This window comes from Candidatus Chloroploca asiatica, from assembly GCF_002532075.1.
GTDB classification, from domain to species: domain Bacteria; phylum Chloroflexota; class Chloroflexia; order Chloroflexales; family Chloroflexaceae; genus Chloroploca; species Chloroploca asiatica.
Genome location: NZ_LYXE01000063.1, coordinates 326,022 through 348,204, shown reverse-complemented (window position 1 = coordinate 348,204; position 22,183 = coordinate 326,022). Strand labels below are relative to the sequence as shown.

At 59.7% G+C, this 22,183-nt stretch carries 17 protein-coding genes; 6 read left to right on the top strand and 11 right to left on the bottom strand.

Features of this window, described 5'->3' with window-relative positions; genetic code table 11:
- Positions 1-261: 261 nt before the first annotated feature.
- Positions 262-3,939: an SDR family NAD(P)-dependent oxidoreductase gene (locus A9Q02_RS07225; RefSeq protein ID WP_281256876.1), complete on the bottom strand. Its 3,678-nt coding sequence runs from the start codon at positions 3,937-3,939 to the stop codon at positions 262-264.
- A 142-nt stretch (positions 3,940-4,081) separates the two neighbouring features.
- Positions 4,082-5,254: an iron-containing alcohol dehydrogenase gene (locus A9Q02_RS07220; RefSeq protein WP_097651660.1), complete on the bottom strand. Its 1,173-nt coding sequence runs from the start codon at positions 5,252-5,254 to the stop codon at positions 4,082-4,084.
- Positions 5,255-5,556: 302 nt separating this feature from the next.
- Between A9Q02_RS07220 and A9Q02_RS07215 the strand changes: the two genes are divergently transcribed.
- Positions 5,557-5,826: a hypothetical protein gene (locus A9Q02_RS07215; RefSeq protein WP_097651659.1), complete on the top strand. Its 270-nt coding sequence runs from the start codon at positions 5,557-5,559 to the stop codon at positions 5,824-5,826.
- Entirely contained in the window at positions 5,823-6,245 is a 423-nt protein-coding gene (locus A9Q02_RS07210; RefSeq protein ID WP_097651658.1) for a toxin-antitoxin system TumE family protein, read from the top strand. The genes A9Q02_RS07215 and A9Q02_RS07210 overlap by 4 nt, the downstream gene beginning before the upstream one ends.
- Positions 6,246-6,357: 112 nt before the next feature.
- Here A9Q02_RS07210 and A9Q02_RS07205 read toward each other — a convergent pair whose 3' ends face one another.
- A complete protein-coding gene (locus A9Q02_RS07205; protein ID WP_216361461.1) occupies positions 6,358-6,732 on the bottom strand; it encodes an FAD-dependent oxidoreductase in 375 nt (124 codons plus the stop codon).
- A 5-nt stretch (positions 6,733-6,737) separates the two neighbouring features.
- On the bottom strand, positions 6,738-6,863 hold the full coding sequence (locus A9Q02_RS24585; protein WP_216361460.1) for a tryptophan 7-halogenase: 126 nt from the start codon (positions 6,861-6,863) through the stop codon (positions 6,738-6,740).
- Positions 6,864-7,391: 528 nt separating this feature from the next.
- Between A9Q02_RS24585 and A9Q02_RS07200 the strand changes: the two genes are divergently transcribed.
- Positions 7,392-10,163 carry a RecQ family ATP-dependent DNA helicase gene (locus A9Q02_RS07200; RefSeq protein ID WP_141508762.1) on the top strand — a complete coding sequence of 924 codons (2,772 nt, stop codon included), beginning with the start codon at positions 7,392-7,394 and terminating at the stop codon, positions 10,161-10,163.
- 188 nt (positions 10,164-10,351) lie between these two features.
- On the opposite strand, the gene A9Q02_RS07195 is transcribed toward A9Q02_RS07200, so the two are convergent.
- The 4 genes from A9Q02_RS07195 to A9Q02_RS07180 form a co-directional block, all read right to left on the bottom strand.
- Positions 10,352-12,004 (bottom strand): IS1182 family transposase, encoded by a 1,653-nt coding sequence (locus A9Q02_RS07195; RefSeq protein ID WP_097651657.1) that lies wholly within the window; start codon positions 12,002-12,004, stop codon positions 10,352-10,354.
- Between the two features lie 415 nt (positions 12,005-12,419).
- Complete coding sequence (locus A9Q02_RS07190; protein ID WP_097651656.1) at positions 12,420-14,612, bottom strand: HD family phosphohydrolase; 2,193 nt, start codon at positions 14,610-14,612, stop codon at positions 12,420-12,422.
- Positions 14,613-14,696: 84 nt separating this feature from the next.
- Positions 14,697-15,248, bottom strand: coding sequence for a GatB/YqeY domain-containing protein (locus A9Q02_RS07185; protein ID WP_097651655.1), 552 nt, complete (start codon positions 15,246-15,248; stop codon positions 14,697-14,699).
- A gap of 32 nt (positions 15,249-15,280) precedes the next feature.
- Positions 15,281-15,913 (bottom strand): guanylate kinase, encoded by a 633-nt coding sequence (locus tag A9Q02_RS07180; protein ID WP_097651654.1) that lies wholly within the window; start codon positions 15,911-15,913, stop codon positions 15,281-15,283.
- A gap of 81 nt (positions 15,914-15,994) precedes the next feature.
- Here A9Q02_RS07180 and A9Q02_RS07175 point away from each other — a divergent pair, with 81 nt between their 5' ends.
- Genes A9Q02_RS07175 through A9Q02_RS07165 form a run of 3 tightly spaced genes read left to right on the top strand, consistent with a single transcriptional unit; the run spans position 15,995 to position 18,897 of the window.
- On the top strand, positions 15,995-17,845 hold the full coding sequence (locus A9Q02_RS07175) for an Rqc2 family fibronectin-binding protein (protein WP_097651653.1): 1,851 nt from the start codon (positions 15,995-15,997) through the stop codon (positions 17,843-17,845).
- Positions 17,845-18,081 (top strand): hypothetical protein, encoded by a 237-nt coding sequence (locus tag A9Q02_RS07170; RefSeq protein ID WP_097651652.1) that lies wholly within the window; start codon positions 17,845-17,847, stop codon positions 18,079-18,081. Before A9Q02_RS07175 ends, A9Q02_RS07170 begins: the two co-directional genes overlap by 1 nt.
- A gap of 6 nt (positions 18,082-18,087) precedes the next feature.
- Complete coding sequence (locus A9Q02_RS07165) at positions 18,088-18,897, top strand: hypothetical protein (protein WP_097651651.1); 810 nt, start codon at positions 18,088-18,090, stop codon at positions 18,895-18,897.
- Here the strand turns inward: A9Q02_RS07165 and A9Q02_RS07160 are convergent.
- The 3 genes from A9Q02_RS07160 to A9Q02_RS07150 form a co-directional block, all read right to left on the bottom strand.
- On the bottom strand, positions 18,892-20,361 hold the full coding sequence (locus A9Q02_RS07160) for an NAD-dependent succinate-semialdehyde dehydrogenase (RefSeq protein ID WP_245860432.1): 1,470 nt from the start codon (positions 20,359-20,361) through the stop codon (positions 18,892-18,894). The two genes, A9Q02_RS07165 and A9Q02_RS07160, sit on opposite strands and share 6 nt — an antisense overlap.
- Before the next feature lie 111 nt (positions 20,362-20,472).
- On the bottom strand, positions 20,473-21,126 hold the full coding sequence (locus A9Q02_RS07155; protein ID WP_097651650.1) for a hypothetical protein: 654 nt from the start codon (positions 21,124-21,126) through the stop codon (positions 20,473-20,475).
- 129 nt (positions 21,127-21,255) lie between these two features.
- The gene (locus A9Q02_RS07150; RefSeq protein WP_097651649.1) at positions 21,256-22,017 is read right to left on the bottom strand and encodes an SDR family NAD(P)-dependent oxidoreductase; all 762 of its coding nucleotides are present in this window, start codon (positions 22,015-22,017) and stop codon (positions 21,256-21,258) included.
- Positions 22,018-22,183 lie beyond the last annotated feature (166 nt).

Below are 22,183 nucleotides of genomic sequence, written 5' to 3'. Positions count from 1 at the left end.
CATCCAGCCGATAGTCCTGGTTCTTCAGGCCGTCCCGGAGGAGGAGCCGACTTGCAGGGCAGGCTTGGGGCGGCGTTCCGCGCCTCGTGACGGGTGGGCATGCAGGGTGAAACCCTGAGGGCAGGCCGCTCAATAGCCAGAATAGAGGTGAGGTGTAGGTTTTGCTCTCTGCCCATACGTCGAAGCACGGGTAACAAGAGGGCGTTCACGGGCATAAGCTCGCGAACGCCCTCTTGTTACCCGTGCTAAGAAAAAAGCTCTTTAGACGGTAATCGCCCGTCCGCGGTTGATGCGTCCGGTATAGCGGCTGTCGTCCTCGGCGGGCAACGGTGCCGTCGTGAGCAGGATCGCATTGACAAAGCGCTCCAACTCCTGGGCGCGCTCGGCCTCGCTGCGTGGCTCTTCGGCACGTGCCTGACGGGTCAGGTCAACCTGGTTGACCAGGATGCGGTGGACGGTGCGCTCGCTTTCGGTGCCGGCGGTGGCGGTAAATGCGTGCAGCGTCGTCTTGACGAAGTTGGCCATCGCAAACTGCTCCGTCGTCGAGGTGGCCGTGGTCTCGGGGGTGACCATCGCCAGCGCGGCCCCATCAATCAGGCTGGCTTTGCGGGCCACCCGGAAGTGATGGGTCAACTGGTGCTCGCACAGGTCGGCAAAGCCCTGCTCGTCCAGCACCGTGCTCCAGTCGCTGTCGATGCGTCCGACCAGCAGATCGGTGGGCAAAGCGCGGAACGGTGTGCTGACGATTGGCCCCGGTCGCCCGTAGGTACGCATTGCTTCGTCGATCGCGGCCTCGATATTCCCGCCTGACGCAATGAACGTGATGCTCCCTGCCGCAACGTGGTCGCTCAGCCGTGCCTTGAGTTGCGCGATTCCCGCCTCGGTCTCGGTGATCATCACAACCTTCGCGGCACCCTGGCGCTCGAGGTAGGCGCGGGCGAGCAACTCCAGATGCTCTTCGAGATACTCACCGATCAGGTAGACGGTCGAGCCAACGATGCCGGCCAGGCGCTCGGCGGGTGTTTCGCCAAACAACTCGCCGCCCATAGGGGTGCGCTCGTAACGCAAGCCACCCGAGGGGTGGAAGGTCTCACCACTGACGTTGCGGTCAGCTAGGTAGTAGACGGTGGCAATCGCGACGTCAAACTCGGTCGGCATCTTCTGCAGATAGAGCATGCCCATCACGCCGTCACGCACCTTGCGCGCCTCGCGCTCGATCTGCGCCCGGACAAAGAAGGGATCGGGTGGATGCACATCGGTCAGGTGCTTGATCTGGGCGGTCTCGTCAGCACTCAAATAGCCACCTGTGGTGAGGCGGATCAGCAGTTTCTCGGCAATCGTGCGGTTCATCAAGAAACTACTGGATGATGCCGCTGCATCGCCTTCTTTGACAAACGTCGCCGCCAGTTTGTGCAAGGCCGATGGCAACAGGTCGCCTGCGTCGAGCAAGGCCGAGACGTTATTGGCTTCGAGGAAGGTCAGCAACTCGACGATCGCCTTGCCGCTTTCGCGGTGGGCGACCACCAGCGCACCGTAGATATCATTGAGCCGTTTGTTTTCGAGAATCAGACGCGCACGGCGCATAAAGAGACCGGGGCGCTCGCCGGTGCCACGCAGGCGGTCGCCCTCGACCGGGCCAGGCGCGAGCGAGTTGATCTGCACCTCGGGGCCGAGGAAGCGGGCCATTGCCTCGGATAGCGCCCGTTGACCGGCTTTGCTCACGGCGTAGTCGGCACGATTGGGGTACGAAATGGCGGCATACTTCTCACCACCAAAGTACGACGAAACATTGAGAATGTAGCCACTACCCTGCTGCTTCATCAGCGGCGCGATCTTGCGGATCAGCGAATAGTTGCTGATCAGGTTGGCATTGAGCGTATGGCGCCAGCCGTCAAGCGGCATATCGAGCACCATCTCTTCTTTGCCCGCGATGCCAGCATTGTTGAGCAGGTAGTCTACCCGTCCAAAGACCGCCAGCGTGCGCTCGACCAGCATCGCCATGTCACGCTCACGAGCGACATCGCAATCGGGCGTAATCGCAACCCGTGACTCGGCATCGTTGTAGCCAACCTCGGTCAGTTCATAGACAATGCTGGCCTTAAGTTGTTCGAGTTTGACGTGGTCGCGGGCCGCGAGCATCACCCGTGCCCCGCTGAGCGCCAGCAAGCGTCCAACCTGCCCGCCGATACCCGCACTGCCACCCGTGATCAGCGCCACCTTGCCCAGATGCAACCCGATCAGGCTCTCGGCCCAGCCAAATGAAGGCCGTCCTGCCCCCGTCGTCGCCGCAATATTGCGCGGCAAATAGAGGCTGATCGCCTCGATCTGCCGGTTGCTCAGAATCAACTGCGCCGTCGCCGCACAGGCAAAGTCAAAGCCATCTTCTTCAATATTGACATAACGAATGATTTGTTTCGCCCAGACAGGGGGTAGGGGGCGGGTTTCGGCCCCAACCTCGGGCTGGCGCTGATCGTGCTGAGCCTCGTGGCGCCAGACACGCACCAGTTCTTCGAGGCCGGCGGTGAGGATCTCGGCGAACACATTGCCCTTGCGGTCATCGCCATTACTCAGATAAACCACGCGAGGCTGATAGAGGTTCGCGCCACCCAGCAGATCGGTCTTCTGCCAGTAGGCCGCGAGGCGCGCACTGAGGGCAATCGTCCCCGCGAGTTCCTCATTGAGGAAGCTTGTCACGGCACTATCATCAGCCGTGATCACCGACACTGCTTTCGTCTTGCCTTGTGCTGGCAGAATAATCGCCCCGTGGGGGCCGCCGGTACTCTCGGCCATCAGGCTCAGTGCGTCATCAATGGTTTCGGGCTCGTGTGGATTGAGATAGACGAGCACCGGTGGCGTGAAATTCGCCCCCGCGAAGCGGCGGCTCTCGGCGAGACTTGCCTCGAGTTCGGCAATCGCTTCACGCGAACGGAAGCCAATCACTACCTCGGCTCCGCACGAGCGCAGCACCCCGGTAAGCCCCATCGCATCTTCGGTCTGGTCGCCGGCGCAGATCAGTACCACGCGTCCCGTGCCATCAACTGCCCGTAGACCAGGGCGCGCCGTAAAGGTGGTCTTGCTTTCATCGCCAACGGCCATCCCATTCGTCACCTCAAGTGACTCGCCGTGGATCGCTGCGGCCTCATCGCTGCCCAGGAAGACCGCTGTATTTGCCACATCAACAGCCGTTGGAAAGTTCATCGCCAACTTGCCATCGCTGCCCGGGCGACTCAGGCGCATCATCGCCTGAACCTCGTTGGCCGTCGTCTTCGCTTTGGCCCCCTTGAGTTCATCCATCCGCTGGAAGACTTCCTGGATCCGTTCGCCCTCGATTGGCCCGGGATAGATCAGGTTCACGCGGATACCCTTTGGCCCCAACTCGCGCGCAGCGGCTTCACTCAGCGCATTGAGGGCCGCCTTGGGCACCACATAGGGAATACGCCCATAATATTCGGCGCGGGAAAAGATCGTGGAAAGATTAATAATGCTGCTCCCAGGGGCCATATAAGGGGCAGCGGCGCGCATAAAATGCCAGGCAATGCCGAGAGTACTGGCGATACTACCCTCCAGCGTCTCTTCGGCCTCGTGCCCACCAGCGGTCAACCCGGTTAGCGGCTGACGTGCCCCTGCGCCCCCGGCATTATTCACTAGGATATCAATCCGGCCCACCTTCTTGGCGACCGCATCAACCCCGGCGCGTACCTCGGCACTCTTGCTGCCATCCATCGTCACCGCAATGACCCGTTCAGCCGCAACCCCCGTCTCACTCACCAGCGTTGTGCGAAACGCCTCCAGCTTCTCGGTATTGCGCCCACTGATGATCACCGTTGCGCCTTCGGCCAGATAGCGTTGGGTAATCACCGCCCCAATCGCGCTTGCACCACCAGTGATCAGGGCGATCTTGCCCTCAAGCCGACCGGCACCTGTAGGTCCACTCATCATCGAGACCCCTCTGTATAGGTAAATGAAGAATCCAACGTCAACGTCTCTCTGTAGGAAAGAAATGCGTATGGTTTCCAGGGCCGAGCCGCTGGAAACCATACCGCCACGTCATAGCTGCTGTGGCCTTGCTCTCAATGTGAGTCTAATCGTCTTCGTCATACGCTAGCGCATACAGCTCGATAATCTCCTGGCGTGTTGGCTTGCGCGGATTATTATTGGGGCTGCCGCTATCAATCGCCGCATCGGCCATCGCTGGGGCGAGTTCCATCAGGCGTTCGCGTTCGACCCCAAGCTGCTTGAGCGATGGGATCTTGATATCCTTGACCAGCCGCCGAATCGCCTTGACCGAGCGATCAGCTGCCTTCATCATCGACAATCCTTCGATTGGCTCGCCCATTGCCCGCGCAACATCTGCATAGCGCACCGGATCGCCGATCAGACTAAACTGCGTCACGACGGCTAGCAACGCGGCATTCGAGACGCCATGGGCAATGTGGAAATTCGCCCCGATCGGGCGCGACATGCCATGCACCAGCGCCACCGACGAGTTGCTAAAGGCGATCCCGGCCTGCATCGCCCCGAGCATCATCTTCTCGCGGGCTTCGATATTATTGCCGTTCGACCAGGCCTGGCGGATATTCTGTGCAATGAGTTCGATCGCCGAGAGACAAAAGATATCGGTCATTGGCTGGCGCTTGACCGAGACATATGCCTCAATCGCATGCACCAGTGCGTCGACACCCGTTGCCGCCGTCACCCCAGGAGGCGACGAAAGCGTCAGCAGCGGATCAACAATCGCCACGGTTGGCATCAGATACGGGCTGCCAATCAGCATCTTCACATCGGTCTTCTGATCGGTAATAACCGTATAGAGCGTTGCTTCACTGCCGGTACCGGCCGTTGTCGGGATGGCCACCAGAGGCACGCCAGGGGTCGTGATCTTGCCGATCCCCTTATACAATTCAATCGAACCAGAGTTGGTAGCCATCACCGCAATCGCCTTGGCCGCATCAATCGGGCTACCGCCGCCCACCGAGACCACGAAATCGCACTCGGCATCCTTGAAAATCTGCAAGCCCTCTTGCACAAATTCAACGACCGGCTCGGTATTGACCCCCGCATAGACAGCGCTGCCAATCTCGCTAGCGGCCAACAACTGCTCGACCCGCGTCACGAGGCCGAGACTCTGCATAATCTTATCCGAGACAATCAACGCCTTGCGCCAACCGCGCTTACGGCACTGCTCTCCCAACTGCTCCAGCGCACCGGAACCGACCACAATCTGCGCGGGCGTGATAAACTCTCGCGGCTGCATGGGCACTATCTCCACAGGCTGTGAAATCTTGAACACACACTATTTAACGCATTGTATCATGGCAGGCACCGTCAAGAAGGGTAGGGTTATGTGGGGGGAATTCCTACCTTGATGGGTAGGACGTTCCTTGACTCCACCAAGTGTGATCTCGAGGTCGGTCGGCACCTTGTCATCATCTACACGATTTCGAGTAGTTTTGCATTGACGCTGACTTTACAGCCGCTTATAATGAACGTAGCTCAATGTAAGCTACCTTGATTGTCGTGTCCCATCGCGACCATATCATCTCAAGGAAAATAACTATGCAGCTAGCTGATCTGCTTACTGATATCCACGCGCTTGAAGAGAGCATCCTGATCTTTGAGCGCAAGTATGGTGTTCGCTCTGAAACCTTCTATGCGGCGTACATTAGTGGTGAAGAACCTGATGATGAACATTGGGTACTTGACTTTAGCGAATGGGCAAGTGTGTATCAGACGTGGCTTGCACGGCAGGCTGCCTATCGGAACGAAGTGCAGCGACTACAACGAGGGACAGCAAGCCTTTCGGGCTTGATCCGAGTGGCCGTATGACGAACCCGCTACGTACAGCAGACGATTATGAGTTGTTTATTTATGCCCTCGAGGATCGTTTTCGCTCCATCCGCCGTTCGACACTCATCTTCGTTCGGACGGGCTCAACGCTAGCTCGCGTCTCCGGTGAGATTATGTTTGATGCTGATATTCGTCTGGTGGTTCGGGAACGTTTGATGTTTGAGCGCTTGCCTGGGGTTATTGATGGGTATGGTTATGAGGTATGGCAAGGTGATGAGAAGTTGTATTGGTACGATCCGCAACCTCATCCCAATGACATGAGTCTAAAAAGTACCCACCCGCATCATAAGCACATACCTCCTGACATCAAACATAATCGGGTTCCCGCACCCGGATTAAGTTTTACAAACCCGAATCTGCCGCTCCTCATCCAGGAAATCGAGTCACGTATCTCCTAGCCGAGGCGTTTACGCCGACGGTGTGGGCATGTGAGGGCGATACGCCAGCCTGGTGGCACGTGCCAAGGCAAGATGCAATTGCCCTGAGTCTCACCCAAGCGCCTCTTGACCTTTACACTTCGGCGCGGTCGCGTACCCGTCGCCGCACAAGATCTTTGTGGATGTTCGAGATGTACTCAAGGGCGGCCCCCTGGCAGGTTGCCCCCGGATGCCCTGTGCCAACGACAAAACGTAGGCGCTCGCCTTTTTCCAGCCGCTGCACTTGCTCCAGGTAGCTGTCACGCGCTTCAATCGCATGATCAAGCGTGCAGATCGAAACGGTGTGGCCCTCGGTATGGCCAAGCCCTGGGGTCGCGGCGAAGTTGAGTTTTGGCCCCGTCGCGATCAGCAGATAGTCGTAGTCGAGCCGCTCCGGTTGCCCCTGCTGGTGCGGTGCGAGGGTGACATACCGCTCGTCCGGGTGGACTTCGGTAACTCTCCCCTGCACAAAGTTCACGTGCATCCGATCATAGACCGGTTGACGACCGTGATCGTGTGCCGTTTGCCGAGTTGCGCCCCTAGATAGAGCGCCGCGGTGTGGCCGGCGAATCCGGCACCAATGATCACAACACGGGCCATCTGACACCTCCTTGTGACAGTCGCTGCAAGTTCTCGCAATACGGCATGTTTCCGCAAGCTCACATGTCTAGTAGGCCTGTGAGGTCTGGTCGAGCGGATTCATTTCTTGAAGACAGTCGTCTGTGAATGAAGTTTCCCGGTCGTGCCGCCGTCCACGAATATTGATAACGAATAAACGAATAGGTTCGTTGCGGTGCGGTATTCGTTTATTCGTGGCCCCACTTCGTGGACGGCGGCGCGACCCCAGAAAACGTAGGTTACCCACTATTCATGCTTACAAACCGTCATGGTAGCGCGGGTTTCCAGCCTGCGTGCGGGCTGGAAGCCCACGCCACCATTGCGCCTGCGTGCGGGCTGGAAGCCCACGCCACCATTACGCCGACATGAACAGTGGTATGAGCAATGCGCCTGGAGGGTAGCTTACTTCTTTTGTTAGATGCACGCTGGTGGCAAAAGGTTACATGATGGTGTCTGAACTATCACCTCGTGGCTAGTCTCAAAGCAGACGGCTGTGGTATCATTAGGCGTATGAAAAGCGTTGAGCATAATCCGTTATTGGTGATCCCTCCTGCGGCTCTCGATCTGGTTGCCGGTGAGGCGCGCAAGCGTCTGGTGAGTTATCTCAATCGCTGGGGCCATTACGATGCGCTGCTCAGCTATTTCGCGACTTGGCTCGAAGTGCAACCGACAGCCGTGATGCTTCGTGAGGGCCGTGCTCGTGTTATGGTTGAGCTGGGGCGCGGTGATGAGGCTCTGGCGATCCTTGATGAGCTTGATGCCGAGCGGGCCGTGAGTCTCAGTCGTCGCCAGTTGCGTCTGCGCGCTTTGTTGACCGCCCGTCGTTTCGCCGATCTCGAGCAACTCCTTGATGAATTGGTGCAGGATGAAGATCACGCTGTCTTTGCCTGGTTAATGCGTGGTGATCTGTTGCGTACCCGTGACGACGCTGAACAAGCTGCCGCTGCCTATGCTCGCGCTGCTGATCTTGATCCCACCGCCATCGCGCCGATCCGTCGGCTCGCTGAACTTGCGCTGGAAGAGGGTGATCCCGAACGGGCGCGCGGTCAGATTGATGCGCTGATGCTCCGCCCTGGGTATGCGTCCGGTATCCCCGATCTCCAGATCCTGCTGCGCGCTGCTCAACTTGCCGAAGATACGCATACTGCGAGTGCGCTGGCCGGTCAACTCGCCGCGATCGAGCAGGCCGAGCGTCTCGCAACCGCCGAGGCCCTTGGCCATCGCCTCGCCATGCGCCCCGAGGCCGAGCGCCTCGCCGAGGTGCCGGTTGAGGCACCCGCTCCCGCGCTCCCCGAAGAGGCCTATCGTGTCTTGCGCGATATCTTTGGTCTCGATGAGTTTCGCCCCAATCAGGCCCGGGTGATCCAGAGTGTGCTCGCTGGTGAGGCGACGCTTGCGGTGATGCCGACGGGGGCCGGTAAGTCTTTGACCTATCAGTTGCCTGCGTTGCTTTTGCCGCAGGCGACCGTTGTAGTCAGCCCACTCATTGCGTTGATGAAAGATCAACTCGATGGCTTGCCCCCGCAGGCGCGCCCTTATGCGACGCTGATCAACTCGTCGCTCAGTACCAGTGAGCTCGCCTCGCGGCTCCGCGGTGTTGCCGCCGGACAATATCGTCTCGTGTATGTCGCCCCTGAACGCTTGCGCCAGCGGGCTTTTCTCCACGCCCTCAAGCGCTGTGGCGTTGCTCGTTTTGTCGTTGACGAGGTTCACTGCCTCAGCCTGTGGGGGCTCAGTTTTCGCCCCGATTACCTCTTTATTGGGCGCGCGCTTGAGGAACTTGAGCGTCCGCCGGTGCTCGCGCTCACCGCGACGGCCTCGCAAGAGACGCAGCACGAGATTGTTCATTCCCTTGGTTCGTGCGAAACGGTTGTGGCTTCGGTCTATCGGCCCAATCTCTATTTTCAGGTGATCCGGGCGGGTAATCGTGACGAGAAGTTGCAAGCCTTGCGCGAGTTGTGTCAGCAGATCGCCGGGCCGATCATTGTCTATGCACGCGCCCGTCAGATGTGCGAAGAACTTGCTGCCGCCCTGCGCCAGATAGGCATTTCGGCCGATCACTACCACGCCCAGATTTCTGACCGCGATGCGACGCAAGAACGGTTTATGCGGGGCAAGACGCGGATCCTCGTGGCGACCGTTGCGTTTGGTATGGGCATTGATAAGGCCGATATTCGCGCCATTATTCACTACAACTTGCCTCAGTCGGTCGAAGCCTATTATCAGGAAGCCGGACGCGCCGGGCGTGATGGCCGTCCCGCCACCTGTGTCTTGCTCTACGCAGGCAGCGATAAGGCGCGGTTGAGTACCTGGCTCGAAGATGAGGCGATCACTCGCGATGATCTGCGGGCACTCTACAAGGCTGTTCGTGGCATGATGCGCGGGAGCTTTGATGCCGTTGATCTCAATCGCTTGCAACGCGCCCTGCCCGGCGATGACGATACCCTTGTCCGGGTTGGCCTGAGTATGCTCGAACGGGTGGGTCTGCTCAAGCGCCACTTTGATACCCCCGAAACGGCAACCCTCACCCTCACCGATATGCCCGCACCTGACCCTCAGGCGACCCTGATCGCCCAGGCTGCCGAGCTTGTTGAAGGCGTTCCGGTTGAAGTGAATCTCCTCGATCTTGCCGAACGCACCGGGTTGAATCCGGCGGAGATCGAGGCGCACGTGCTCGCCTGGCACGACGCAGGCTTCCTCCGTTTCCGCGGGGGCATGCGGCTCCCGTTACTCGAACTGCTCCCCGCCCCGGCAGATGTGGCCGACCGCATCGAGCAGTTGCTCCACGACTATCGAGTACGCCAAGAGCAGCGCATCGAAGCGATGGCGGTGTATGCCCGTTCCTCCGAGTGTCGTCACCGCACGCTTGCGGCCCATTTTGGGCAACGGCTTGCCCCGTGTCGCACTGGCTGCGATATCTGCGCACCGCAAGCCAGCACGGGTGTACGTGTGATCCGCGCTGCCGGGCAAGCGCCGCAACCCCTGCCACCGCGTGACGACGACCCGCGTAGCGACATCCAGCGCCTGCTCGACGGCCTAGCGCACCTCCCCTTTGCCGTTGGGCGGAGCGGCCTCGCCCGCATCCTCAAAGGCAGCCCCAAAAGCCCGATTGGCCCTGACCGCCTCGCTGAACATGGTTCCCTGCGCCACCTGAGTCTCAGCGCGATCGAAGACCTCATCGAACAACTGATCGGCGATGGCCACCTTGCCCGCGACGAACGCGATGAATATCGCCGCCTCAGCCTGACCGAGGTTGGTCAGCAAGCGCGGCGTGTGTCATGATCCTACTCCTCCGTCGCCCAGGTGGCAGGGGGCAGGGGCAGGGGCAAGCCCTGCCCCTACGGTTTCGGATGATAATGTAGGGGCAGGGCTTGCCCCTGCCCTGCCCTACCCTGCCCGGCGCGGCGCGGCCCCGGCCCGGGGTGATGGCTTTTGGGATACTGCTGGTTTATTCCCCACGAGCGGCCCGCTCAGGCACAGGACTCGACAAGACGGGCAAATGCTGACTGGCGGGTGACGGCGCGGGGGATCTCCTGGATCCAGGCGAACACCCGAACGAGATTGATCGCAATCGCAATGAGGATGTGCTGCAGATGCGTCTTCGCTTGCCCTCGATAGCGTGCAGAGCGCAGCCCAAAGGCACGAACCCCTTGCGACAAGGTGCCTTCGATTCCCGACCGGGCCGCATACAACGCCTTGAACGCCTCGGTGACCTGACGCTTCCGCGCGCTTTGCAACGCCTCGTGCTGTTCCTGGGGCCGCAGGCGCATGGTGCGCGGCCCGGTTTTGGCCTGCGTGCAGCGCGGACGCAAGGGGCAGTCGCGGCAATCATCCGGGTCAAACTGCACGGCGATGATGTCTTGGCGCACGCCTTGGGTGTCCACGCCTGGGGTCCAACGCACGCTCACCTTCCCCGCCGGGCAGATCACCTGCTGCGCCTCCCAATTGATGGCAAAACAGCGCAGATCCAAGCCCTCCGGCTGGCGGGCTTGCCAACTGTTGTCGCTCAGCGCGGGGCCGACCAGATCGATGTCCTGCTGCTGGCTGGCGACCAGCACCTCGGACGCCACATAGCCCGTATCCACCAGATGTTCGGTCGGCAGCAGATCCCGCGCCGCCAAATGGGCATGGATCGTCTCGGTCACGCCGACATCATTCGTGGTGGACGGGGTGGTCTCCACGTTGGTCATCAGATGGGGCTGGTCATCGTCACAGGTCTCGCTCAGATGCACCTTGTCGCCGGTCCACGAGGTTTCGCGCTTCGTGGCAAAGCGGGCTTCGGTCTCGTACGGCGAGGTGAGCAGCAGCGCATGGGGCGGCAGATCCTCGCGGCTCCGCCAGCGCACATCGTGCGGGCCGTCGTACTGCTGGAGCCAGATCTGCCGCAGGATCTGCACCGCTGGGCGTTGCCACCGATCCGCAGGGGCATCTGCGGCAAAGACCGCGTCCAACAGGGCGTAGCCATCCTCGCCAATGGCGACCTCCAGGAGTGTCCGGTCTGCGGTCGCTTTGGGCAAGCGGTCTTCCTCGACGCGCACCGCAGAGCGTTCCGCCCAGGCCGGGTCAAGGTGGGCAAGCAACCAGTCGGGGGCGACCTCGGCCAGATCGTTCAGCGCATGGCGCATCGTTTCGCCGACCAGAGCCAGCCGGCTCAGGGTGCGCAACTGGCCGAGGACGTGGGTCGAATCGCTGCGCTGGCGTCCCCGTGCGTGCAGCAAGCCTGCGTCGACCAAGGTATCGAGGACGATGGTCAACAGCCGTTCTTCGGCCCCAGCAGCCAGCAGGCGGGTGCGAACATCGCTCAGGATGCTCGCATCAAAGCCCGGGTCATCAAGGTCAAGGGCGAGGGCATATTTCCAATCCAAGCGGGCACGTACCGCCTCGGCCGCGTCGGCATCGGACAAGCGCTCAAGATGTTGGAAGACCAAAACCAGGGCCAGCCGAGCCGGAGCCTCTGCCGGCCGTCCACGATGGACAGACAAGTCGGCGAAGTCTGGGTTGGTGAAGATCGGCCCCAGCGTCTGGGCAATCGTCAGATAGAGGTTGCCCTTGGGGAAGGCCCGCTCGGCGGCGGTGGCCGTTGCCGCTGGAACAAGATACCACAAGGTCTGGTGGCAAGTCATCGTTCACCTCTCTCTTTCTATCCTGATATGGTGGTTCGTGTTTCATCCTTCGCAGATGGGGCCATGGTACACCACAGGCCCGCGGAGTACGAATAAACCAGCAGTATCCCAAAAGCGGGGTGATGGGGGCAGGGGCAAGCCCTGCCCCTACGGTTTCGACCAATGACGGTGGTTCCGTAGGGGCAACCCTTGCGGTTGCCCTGCCCCTACGGTTTGGACCAATGACGGTGGTTCCGTAGGGGCAACCCTTGCGGTTGCCCTGCCCCTACGGTTTCGGATGATAATGTAGGGGCAGGGCTTGCCCCTGCCCTGCCCGGCCCGGCCCCTGCCCGACCCGGCACGGCCCCTGCCCGGCCCGGCCCGGCCCCTGCCCCGCCCCTGCCCCGCCCCTGCCCCGCCCTCCGCCGAGACGGTGCTACCGCCCCGTCTGCGGCGAATAATCGACGCGGGGATGGTAGATTGACTGCAAACTCGTCACGAACGCCTGCTTGATCAGGGTCAGATCGTGCATCGTCAGCGGGGCCAGATCAAGCTCGCCTTCACGCACCCGTGTCTCGATAATGCTCTTCACCAGTTCGTCCAGGGCCATTGCACCATTCAGTCCCCCCGAGACTTGACCATCAGCAGTTCGTGATGGGGCCAGTTTGCCATTCTGTGCCTTCGAGCGCACTGTTGCCTCGACTGAGTCGGCTAACATCATGATCGCCTGTTCGCGGGTGTGGGGGCGCGGTCCTGGATAACGAAAATCAGCTTCGTTGACGCTATCCTGTTGTTGCAGGGCTTGCTGGTAAAAATGGCGAATCACGCCAGTGCCATGGTGGGTCGCAATGAAATCCACGATCTGCGACGGCAACCCCTCGGCCTGCGCCATCTTCACCCCTTCGCGCACATGATCCACAATGATCTGCGCACTTGTCACCGGATCGAGATCGTTATGCACATTTTCGCGCCCCATCTGATTGTCGGTAAAGAAATAGGGCCTGATCGTCTTGCCGATGTCGTGATAATAGGCCCCCACGCGCAGCAAGAGCGCATCGGCCCCGACCGCCTCGGCGGCCGCTTCGGCCAGGTTGCCAACGGCAACACTGTGGTAGTAGGTGCCCGGTGCCTCCCGGATCAACTTGCGCAACAACGGCCGCGATGGGTGCGCCAGTTCCATCAATTGAAGCGGCGTAACCTGTCCTGCGGCCCGGCTGACCAGGTTGAAGACCCCCAGCGCGAGGATCGTCGAGATGCCGCCATTCATACCGGCAAAGAGCAGCATTGGAATGAGGGCCGTTGCGATTGTTGCGCTCTGGAATGAGGGACTATCCATCAGCCAGAAGGCCAGGGTCATCCCAAAGGCAGTCACGGCAACACTCATACCTGCAACGACGAAGGTCAAGATTCGATCGGCCGAGCGCACCGCCAGCACCGCAACGACGCACGTGGCAATAAGCGTGATCGCCAGCGGCAGCGCATCCTGTTCCATCACCCCGATCACCGCTGCCATCAGCGCCGATGCCGTGATACTGATGCGTCCGCTAAAAACAACCGCGAAGATGATCGCCATGGTTGCGAGGGGAAAATAGTGCGGCCACGCTGGTACCAGCGGCAAGAGCAGGCGTGCGGCGATCAGGGTTGCGTTGATCAAGATGATCAAGACCACCAGCGAGCGTGGCCGCATGGCAAGCGGTGCCTCGTAGATCACCGCGTAGGCCATGAATCCGGCCGCAAGCAGGGCCGCAAAGAGCCCTCGCCCCACAATATCACTCCAACTAAGCGGTCGTGGCATCGCGCCAGTGCGTTGCAGTTTCTCGATAATCTCAGGGGTGATAATTTCGCCGGTGCTTATAATGCGTTCACCCGCCAGCACACGGACAGACTGCGGCGGTACATTGTTGTAGGCCTCTTCGCGGCGTTGCGCTGTGGCGGCCTCGTCGAGGGTACGGTTGACCCGCAGAAACGACTCGGTAAAGAAGGTTGCCAGTTCGCGCTGGGTCGGCGACAGATTCGTTGTGGCGAGCCAGTACGTTAACCAGCGTTCACGCAGTTGCAACAAGGCCCGCTCGTCAATCGCAAAATCGTAACGCTCAATCGCTCGATCATAAAGGGCAAGCGTCTGCGTGCGCAACTGATCCCAGCGCATTTCGTCGAGTGTCAAAATGACATCCGCCTGGGCCTCACTAATCTGCAAGGCCGCATTGGGCAATGCCGCGAGCGTCGCCAGGCGTTGCGCCCGGGTCAGCGACGGGTCTTCACGGACACTCGTGATGGTATCGAGCAAGGCAACGAGATTCTGGCGCTGTTGCACCGGAATCTGCGGATCATACACGTAGATCAGATTGTCGGGGCTGTTGGAGGCCTGCGCCTGACGCTCGGCCGTCAACACCTCACTGACATAACTCACTTCGTTGGGGGCCCAGATGCTGATTGGGCTTGGTACGCCAACCTCAAGTTGCCCATATTGTCCAGGTAAACTCACGGTGAGCGCGGCCCAGATGCCAAGCATCAATAATAACCCTTCAAGCAAGAGGGTTATCCAGAGACGTCTTGGCTCAGCCACGGTCTGACGTTGTGGTCGAACATGGGGAAGGCTGGCAAGCCAGCGTGGTCGCGTAGTATTCATATGCACAGAGCGCCGGCTTGGGGCCGCAGCCTCTTTCCGACGTATGTTGACTTCACGGTGGCGAAGTCGCAGGAGGGGCGTGACTTACCCGTTGACAAGTAATTCACGCGCTACCTGGCTCAAGGCGCGTCCGTCGGCGCGCCCTTTGAAACGCTCCATCAGAGTTGGCATCAGTTTGCCCATTGCCGCCGGGCCACTCAGCCCCAATTCGGCAATCATGGCCGCAACTTCAGGCCGTAACTCTTCAACACTGAGCATACGGGGCAGATATGATTGCAAAATGGCAAGCTCAGCCTCTTCAAGGGCGGCTAATTCCATGCGTCCAGCTTTGCGGTACATCTCGGCCGCTTCATAGCGCCGTTTGACCTCTTTGGAGAGCACGGCTTCTTGTTCTTCGGCGGTCAAGCTCACGCGTCCTTGGGCATCAATCGCGGCTAGGGCCGCTTCACGCGCCGCTGGATCATGGGCATGCTCTGTCTCTATTTCCCGCGCTGCAGCATCAAAACGCTGTTTCGCTGCCTCAAGTTGGGCACTCTGCAAGGCGGCCCGCGCACTGCGAATGGTCTCCACCTTGGTGCGCTCCCCCGCCTTCATCGCAACTTTCAAATCGGCTTCTAACCGCTCACTAATCATCATTGCTGCTTTCCTTTACCCCCAAACCCCCAACCCTACAACGCTACCTGACGCGGAAAAACCCGTTGCTTTTCGGCGATCATAATCGAATGAATCTGATTCACGGCTTCGTCGAGCTGATCTTCACGATTGAGCACGACATAATCAAAGAGCTCAAGCCGCGCCATTTCGTCGGCGGCGACCTCAAGGCGGCGCTCAAGGGCAGCAGGGTCTTCGGTGCGCCGCAGCATCAACCGCCGCCGGAGTTCTTCCGGCGAGCCGGGCGCGAGAAAGATAAAGATCGCTTCGGGCGCAAGCGCTTTGATGGTCGCTGCGCCATCAACATTGATGCGTAACACGACATCGCGCCCGCTTGCCATTGCTTCCCGAATCTCAAAACGCGGGATGCCTTTGTATTGCCCATAGACTTCTGCCCATTCGAGCAGTTCTTCGTTGGCGATCATCTCGCGAAACCGTTCCTCACTCACAAAATGATAATCGTAGCCGTCAAGTTCGCCAGGCCGACGTGCTCGACTCGTGGCCGTAACAACAAAATGGAAGGGTAAACCTAGTTTCCGCATGCGCATCAAGACCGAGTCTTTGCCGACCCCCGATGGCCCCGAGATGACAATGAGCAATGGCTGGGGCTGCGCTCCTGCCAGCAGTGGATTATAATGGTACTCGGTCATGGTTCTGCTCTCATGTTTGTGGTATCCTACTTTTGGGCCTCACGAGGGTTCGGCACGATACAAGAGGAGCCAGGCGTAGCGATGTATTTTGATGCGTTGACCCTTGCCGCAGTCGCCGAAGAGTTGCGGGCGACAATTCTGCATGGTCGTGTTCAACGGGTCTTGCTGACGGGGCCGCTGAGCCTCGGGCTTGAGGTGTATGCCCATGGCCGTCGCTATCAGGTGCTTGCTTCAGCTCACCCGCAATTGGCTCGGGTGCATCTTGTCGAGGGGCGTCTGACCCGTGGTGTTCAGCAAGAGACACCACTCTTGCTCCTCTTGCGCAAGTATGTGCTCGGTGGGCGGATCACGGCTATTGAACAACCACCTCTCGAACGAGTGCTCCTCCTTAGTATAGTCAAAGCTGAGGAGATCCGCAACACTGATTCCGCCCCCGCTAGCCCTGAGCCCTCGGATCGGCCCCCCGACGACGATGCTGATGCGCTACCCGACTTTGATGATGAGACGGGTGAGGACGACGAGTTGGCGGCGTCGCCACGCCCGCGCCCTCGGCGCACCGGCAAGTTGCTGACCTGTGAGTTGATTATTGAGCCGCAGGATCGGCGCAGCAATATTCTTCTGGTTGACGATAATAATCTGATCCTCGACAGCATCAAGCGCGTGACGCCACGGATGAGTAGCCGTGTGGTGATGCCCCGCCGTGTCTACGAGTTGCCACCGCCGCTCGACCGCCGCGATCCGACTCTTGCTACGGCGGCTGGCCTCGCTGCCCTCGCCGAGACCGGTCAGGCGGACCTGGTTCGCGCCCTTGTTGCCGGGTATCGCGGAGTTTCGCCCCAGCTTGCGCGTGAAGTCGTCTTCCGGGCGCTCGGACGTACCCAGGCGCGGCTTGATGAGCCGTTGCCCCACTATTTGCTCGCAGCGCGTTTACGTGAGCTGCTGGGGGAGGAAGCCGCCCCCTCGCTCGCCACTGGCCCCGAAGGGCCGGTTGCCTATGCGCCCTACACGTTGACCCACCTTAACCCGGTTGCGCCTATGCCGTCGATCAGCGCGGCCCTCGAGCAGTTCTACGCCTCTCGTGAGACGGTGACCGGTCATACGCAGCGCCGCGAGGCGCTCGTGCAAGCGCTTGGCACGACCCGTGAACGCCTGGCGCGCCGCTATGACCAGCTTGCAACGGAACTCGAACGTGCCCGCGAGCTCGATCAGTTGCGCTGGGAAGGCGAGATGATCTTTGCGTTTCTCCATAGTCTGCGCCCCGGCCAGACCAGCCTTGAGGTCGAAGGGCAGGTGATTCAGCTTGATCCGCAGCGTTCGCCGGTTGAAGAGGCCCGCGAGCGCTTTCGCCAGTATGAGAAGGCCCGTAGCGCGGTCGCCGGTCTGCCCGAACGCCTTGCCGAAGCGGAAACCCAACTCACTGCACTCGATCAATTGGTGGTGCTGCTTCACCTCAGCGATACGTATGAAGAGGTTGAACAGATCGCCCGCGAAGCCGAAGAATTCGGTTTTATCCGTGAGCATCCCGATCCCACCACGTCCCGGCGACGTCAACGCCCTGCTGCCACCCGCCCCTTGCACCTGGTCTCTCGTGATGGCTTTGATCTCTATATCGGGCGCAGCGCCCGCCAGAATGAGGAGGTGACGTTTCGGATCGGACGAAGTGACGATCTCTGGGTGCATGTACGTACCCTGCATGGATCGCATGTCTTGGTGCGTTCGGGCGGTCGCGAAGTGCCTGAACCTACGTTGCACGAAGCAGCCTGCCTGGCCGCCTATTTCAGCCAGGCCCGCAATGAAGCCGCCGTTGAGGTCGACTTCTGTCGGCGCGCCCTTGTGCGCAAAATACCGGGGGGCCCGCCGGGCCTCGTGACCTATCGCGCTGAACGTACGCTGCGTGTTGCCCCCTGTCCGCCTAGTTTGGAGGCCTCATAATGGAAGCATCGTCTGGTGAAAATCTGTCGCGTTGGCAAAGGGAGATCAATAATATTCTTGAAGTTCAGATCTCACGCTACCCGTTTCTCGTGCAAATGCGGGCCTTGATGCGGCAACTTCAGGATGAACGGGCCAACTGGCCGGTCTTGTTGCCACTGTTGCTCGTCTTCTTTGTGATCGTCTATCGCAATGAACGCAAGAAGGTCAAGCGTCTTCTGCGTCACCTAGCTGAATAAGGTTGTATGCGCTCTCTGATCTTCGTTCTGGGCCTGCTCTTGCTGGTCGCCTGTGGTTCGCCAGGGGCCTCTGCCGAACCGACTCCTACCCCCGCGCCGGTACGTGCCATTGCTAATCAAGGGGCCTATGCCGCCCTGGTCGATGAAGTCTTTAGTATGAACCTGCTGCTCGAGTTCTCGCGCCTCGATGCCTTCGAGCGCGATGCCGTCGAGGCCGTCGAGTTGACTCCGGCTTCACCGTTGGTTGAGATCGTGAATGCTCAGACCTTTTCTCAGGCGATCGGCGGGTTGCGGTCGCGCCGCAATCTCACCCTCGACGTGCGCGCTCTTGCCCCTGGTGAGCATACCTTCACCGGGATGCAGATCCGCACCTCGACCCGTAGCTACGAGGTGCCTGTCGGCGAGTTGCGCGTCGCCATTCTGACAGGTCAGACCCCCGGCTTCTTCACGGTGTTTCAGACCCGTGGTGTCTTTGAAGAGCCGCAGCCACTTGTGACCACCCTGGTGAATCCGACGCGGACGACCTACCAGTTTCGCGGTATTATTCCGCCTAATCCAGCCTTGAGCTATGGCCCCGAGGATCTCAAACAGCTTGCCGCTGATGGAACGGCGACGCCCGTGCCCCGCGAAGGCCTGATCCTAGAACCTGGCGCACGCATCGAGATACGGATTGACTGGACGCTCGATATGCCCGACGATCAGGGGCGTAGTGTGGAACTACGCCCCCTGGCGCTGCTCGAAGGCCCCGACGGGCCGGTCTACATCCCGATGGCGAATCTTGTCTTTCGCAACGCCCAGGCAGTGCGGCGTCTATAAGACCATCGAGACATATTTCTCTTCGAGATACTCGTCAATCCCACTCGGCCCGCCCTCGCGCCCAAGCCCGCTCTGCTTGAATCCGCCAAAAGGGGCTTGGGCGGTCGAGGGGATGGCATCGTTGATGCCGACGATGCCATACTCTAGCCCCTCGGCCATCCGCCAGGCTCGGCTGAGATCGCGGGTGTAGCAGTAGGCTGCCAGGCCAAAGGGTGTTGCATTGGCATACCCGAGCACCTCGGCCTCGTCATCGAAGCCGATCAGTGGCGCTACTGGGCCAAAGGTCTCTTCGCGGGCCACCAGCATGGTTGGGGTCGCATGCGCCAGTACCGTTGGTGTCCAGAACTGCGTCTCGGGCGTAGCAGCGCTACCGCCAGTCAAGATCGAAGCGCCACCAGCCAGCGCATCGGCGACGTGGCGTTCGACTTTGGTGCGCGCCTGCTGATCAATCAGCGGCCCAATCACCGTCGCCGGGTCGAGCCCGTTGCCGACCTGCATCGCCGCCACCCTGACCGTAAAGCGCTCGGCAAACGCCTCATAGATCGAGCGTTGCACAAAGATCCGATTGGCACAGACACAGGTCTGACCAGCATTGCGAAACTTCGACGCAAGCGCCCCGCTCACCGCCGCATCAAGATCCGCATCGGCAAAAACAATGAACGGCGCATTGCCCCCAAGCTCCAGTGAGAGGCGTTTGACGGTGGCGGCTGACTGCTGAATCAGCAGCTTGCCAACCTCGGTTGAGCCGGTGAAACTCACCTTGCGCACCCGCTCATCGTCAAAAATCGTCGTGCTGAAGGGGATCGGATCTTGGCACGTCACGATATTGCAGACCCCATCAGGCAACCCGGCCTGGCGCAAGATTCGCCCCAACTCAAGCGCCGAGAGCGGCGTCTGCTCGGCTGGCTTGATCACCGCTGTGCATCCCGCAGCGAGGGCCGGCCCGAGCTTGCGTGTAATCATCGCACTCGGGAAATTCCAGGGTGTAATCATTGCACAGACCCCAACGGGTTGTCGCAAGACAAGCAAGCGCTTGTTCGCGATACTCGCCGGGATCGTCATGCCATAGATCCGCTCGGCTTCACCAGCAAACCAGGTCAAAAAACTCGCCGCATAGGCAATCTCGCCACGGGCTTCGGCGAGCGGCTTGCCCTGTTCAAGCGTCATCACGGTTGCCAGACGTTCCTGTTCTTCCAGCATCAGCCCCGCCGCCCGACGGAGGATTGCCGCCCGTGCCGGTGCAGGCACAATAGACCAGCTTGGCAGGGCCGTCGCTGCGGCATCAATCGCTGCCTGCACATCAGATGCATCTGCATCAGCCACCTCAGCGAGATGATCACCCGTCGCCGGATTCGTCACCGTAAACCGACCACCACCGGTAGCCGGACGCCATCCTTCACCAATCAACAACCCATATGGTTCGTTCCCAAGCATGGTCTGGGCAAGTATACGTGCATCTGTCATCACTTTTCCTTATGGTATATTCTTGCTTGTGCTGGTGACAACGGCCAGCTTAGCTGCCCGTTGTCACCAGCACAAGCGAGCTTGCTGGGGGCCACCAGGCCCCCAGCAAGCTCACAACGACGCCTCAGGATTGATGCGATAGCTATTGATCATCACATTCGTCACCTCGACATACTCATCAAACCGCTCATCCGGGATCAGGGTCGTCAGAATCGAGATCTTATTGCCCCGTTGCTCAACGAAACTATTGCCCAGCAAGAGAAACTGCTCACCCGAAGCCGCTGTCGCAACATAGGCCCATGCTAACAAGATGCTTCCATCATTCTGCATTTCTGGCGTGTCAGCTTCAAATTCCGGCTGACCACTAAAATTATTACTGAGAAATGCATCAAGAATACTCAATAATTCCTCTTCGTTATAGGCCGTCTCGTCCTCGAAGAGATTAATAATCACGCCACCCTTGCGGGTCGTATCAGTCCAGGTCATAAAGAGCTCATCAGGCCTGCTCTGATCAATCAAGACCCAATTTGCGGGCACATCAATTGAAAAGACGCCCGAGGGATGCTCATAGGGGACAAGTTCGCCAAACTCAACGAAGAGCGGATCAGCTTCGGCCGTTGCGTCAAGGCTTGCTTGCTCAGAGAAGGTCGCGGTCGGCTCTTCAAGTGGGGCGGGAGCCCCGTTCTGCCCAACCGTGCATGCGGTCAGCAGCAGCATCACAAGGAGCGCCGCTGCAAGCGTGAGCCGTCGTAGGAAGTTTGCCATGATCGTTCTTTCTATGCTTGTCTCTTCATGATCATGCTATTTTACCATTGACGATCCACCGCAAGCTTGGGTTCACGCACCAAAAAAGCCAGCTATGCTGGCTTTCTGGTGCGTGACTGAAGATGGGGTTCAACGGGTGCAGAGCATCCCGCCATCAACCACCAGGGTGGTGCCGTGGATGTAGCTTGCTTCGTCGCTGCAAAGGAAGAGGATTGGCCCAGCAATATCTTCGGGTTGCCCAATGCGGCGCTTCGGAATGCGTTCGACAAAATAGCGCTCGCGTTCTTTGTCGCCAAACATGCGCTGGGTCATATTGGTGACCACCATGCCTGGTGCGACCGCATTGACATTAATATTGCGCCCTGCCACATCAACCGCAATGCCCTGGGTCATCAACTTGGCTGCTCCCTTGCTTGCATTGTAGATGCTCTGCCCCATGGCGGCAATCTCGCCCATAATCGACGTGACATTGACAATTTTGCCATAGTCGTGCTCGAGCATAATCGGCAGCACTGCACGGCAGAAGTAGAACGTGCCACGCAGGTTGATATCCATCACGCGGTCATACTCATCATTTGACATCATCGGAAACGGGCTGAATTGCCCGGTACCGGCATTATTGACGAGAATATCAATCGTGCCAAAGCGCTCGCGGGTCTGTTGCACGCAACTCTCGACGGCTGCCTGGCTCCGTACATCAACCTGTAAGGCCAGACACTCGGCCCCGAGGGCCTCAAGCTCTTGACGTGTCTCCTCTAGCCCCTCAACATTGCGATCGGCACAGATTGTCACCTTCGCTCCCTCGCGGGCCAGACCGACTGCCGTTGCTCGCCCGATCCCCGATGATGCGCCCGTTACAATGGCGACTTTGTCTTGAAAGCGCTGTGTCATGCTTTTTCTCCGCAGCCAACCGGGTGTCCGCACATCCCCTGCAAGCTGGCTGTTTGCTGTACATATGAACAGACATCGTTGCTTATAGATAATAACATAGTCTCACTGGTTGTGCTGTGTTGCACTGCACCAGTTGCCATTGCACGTAATCTGCGGTAGACTTCTC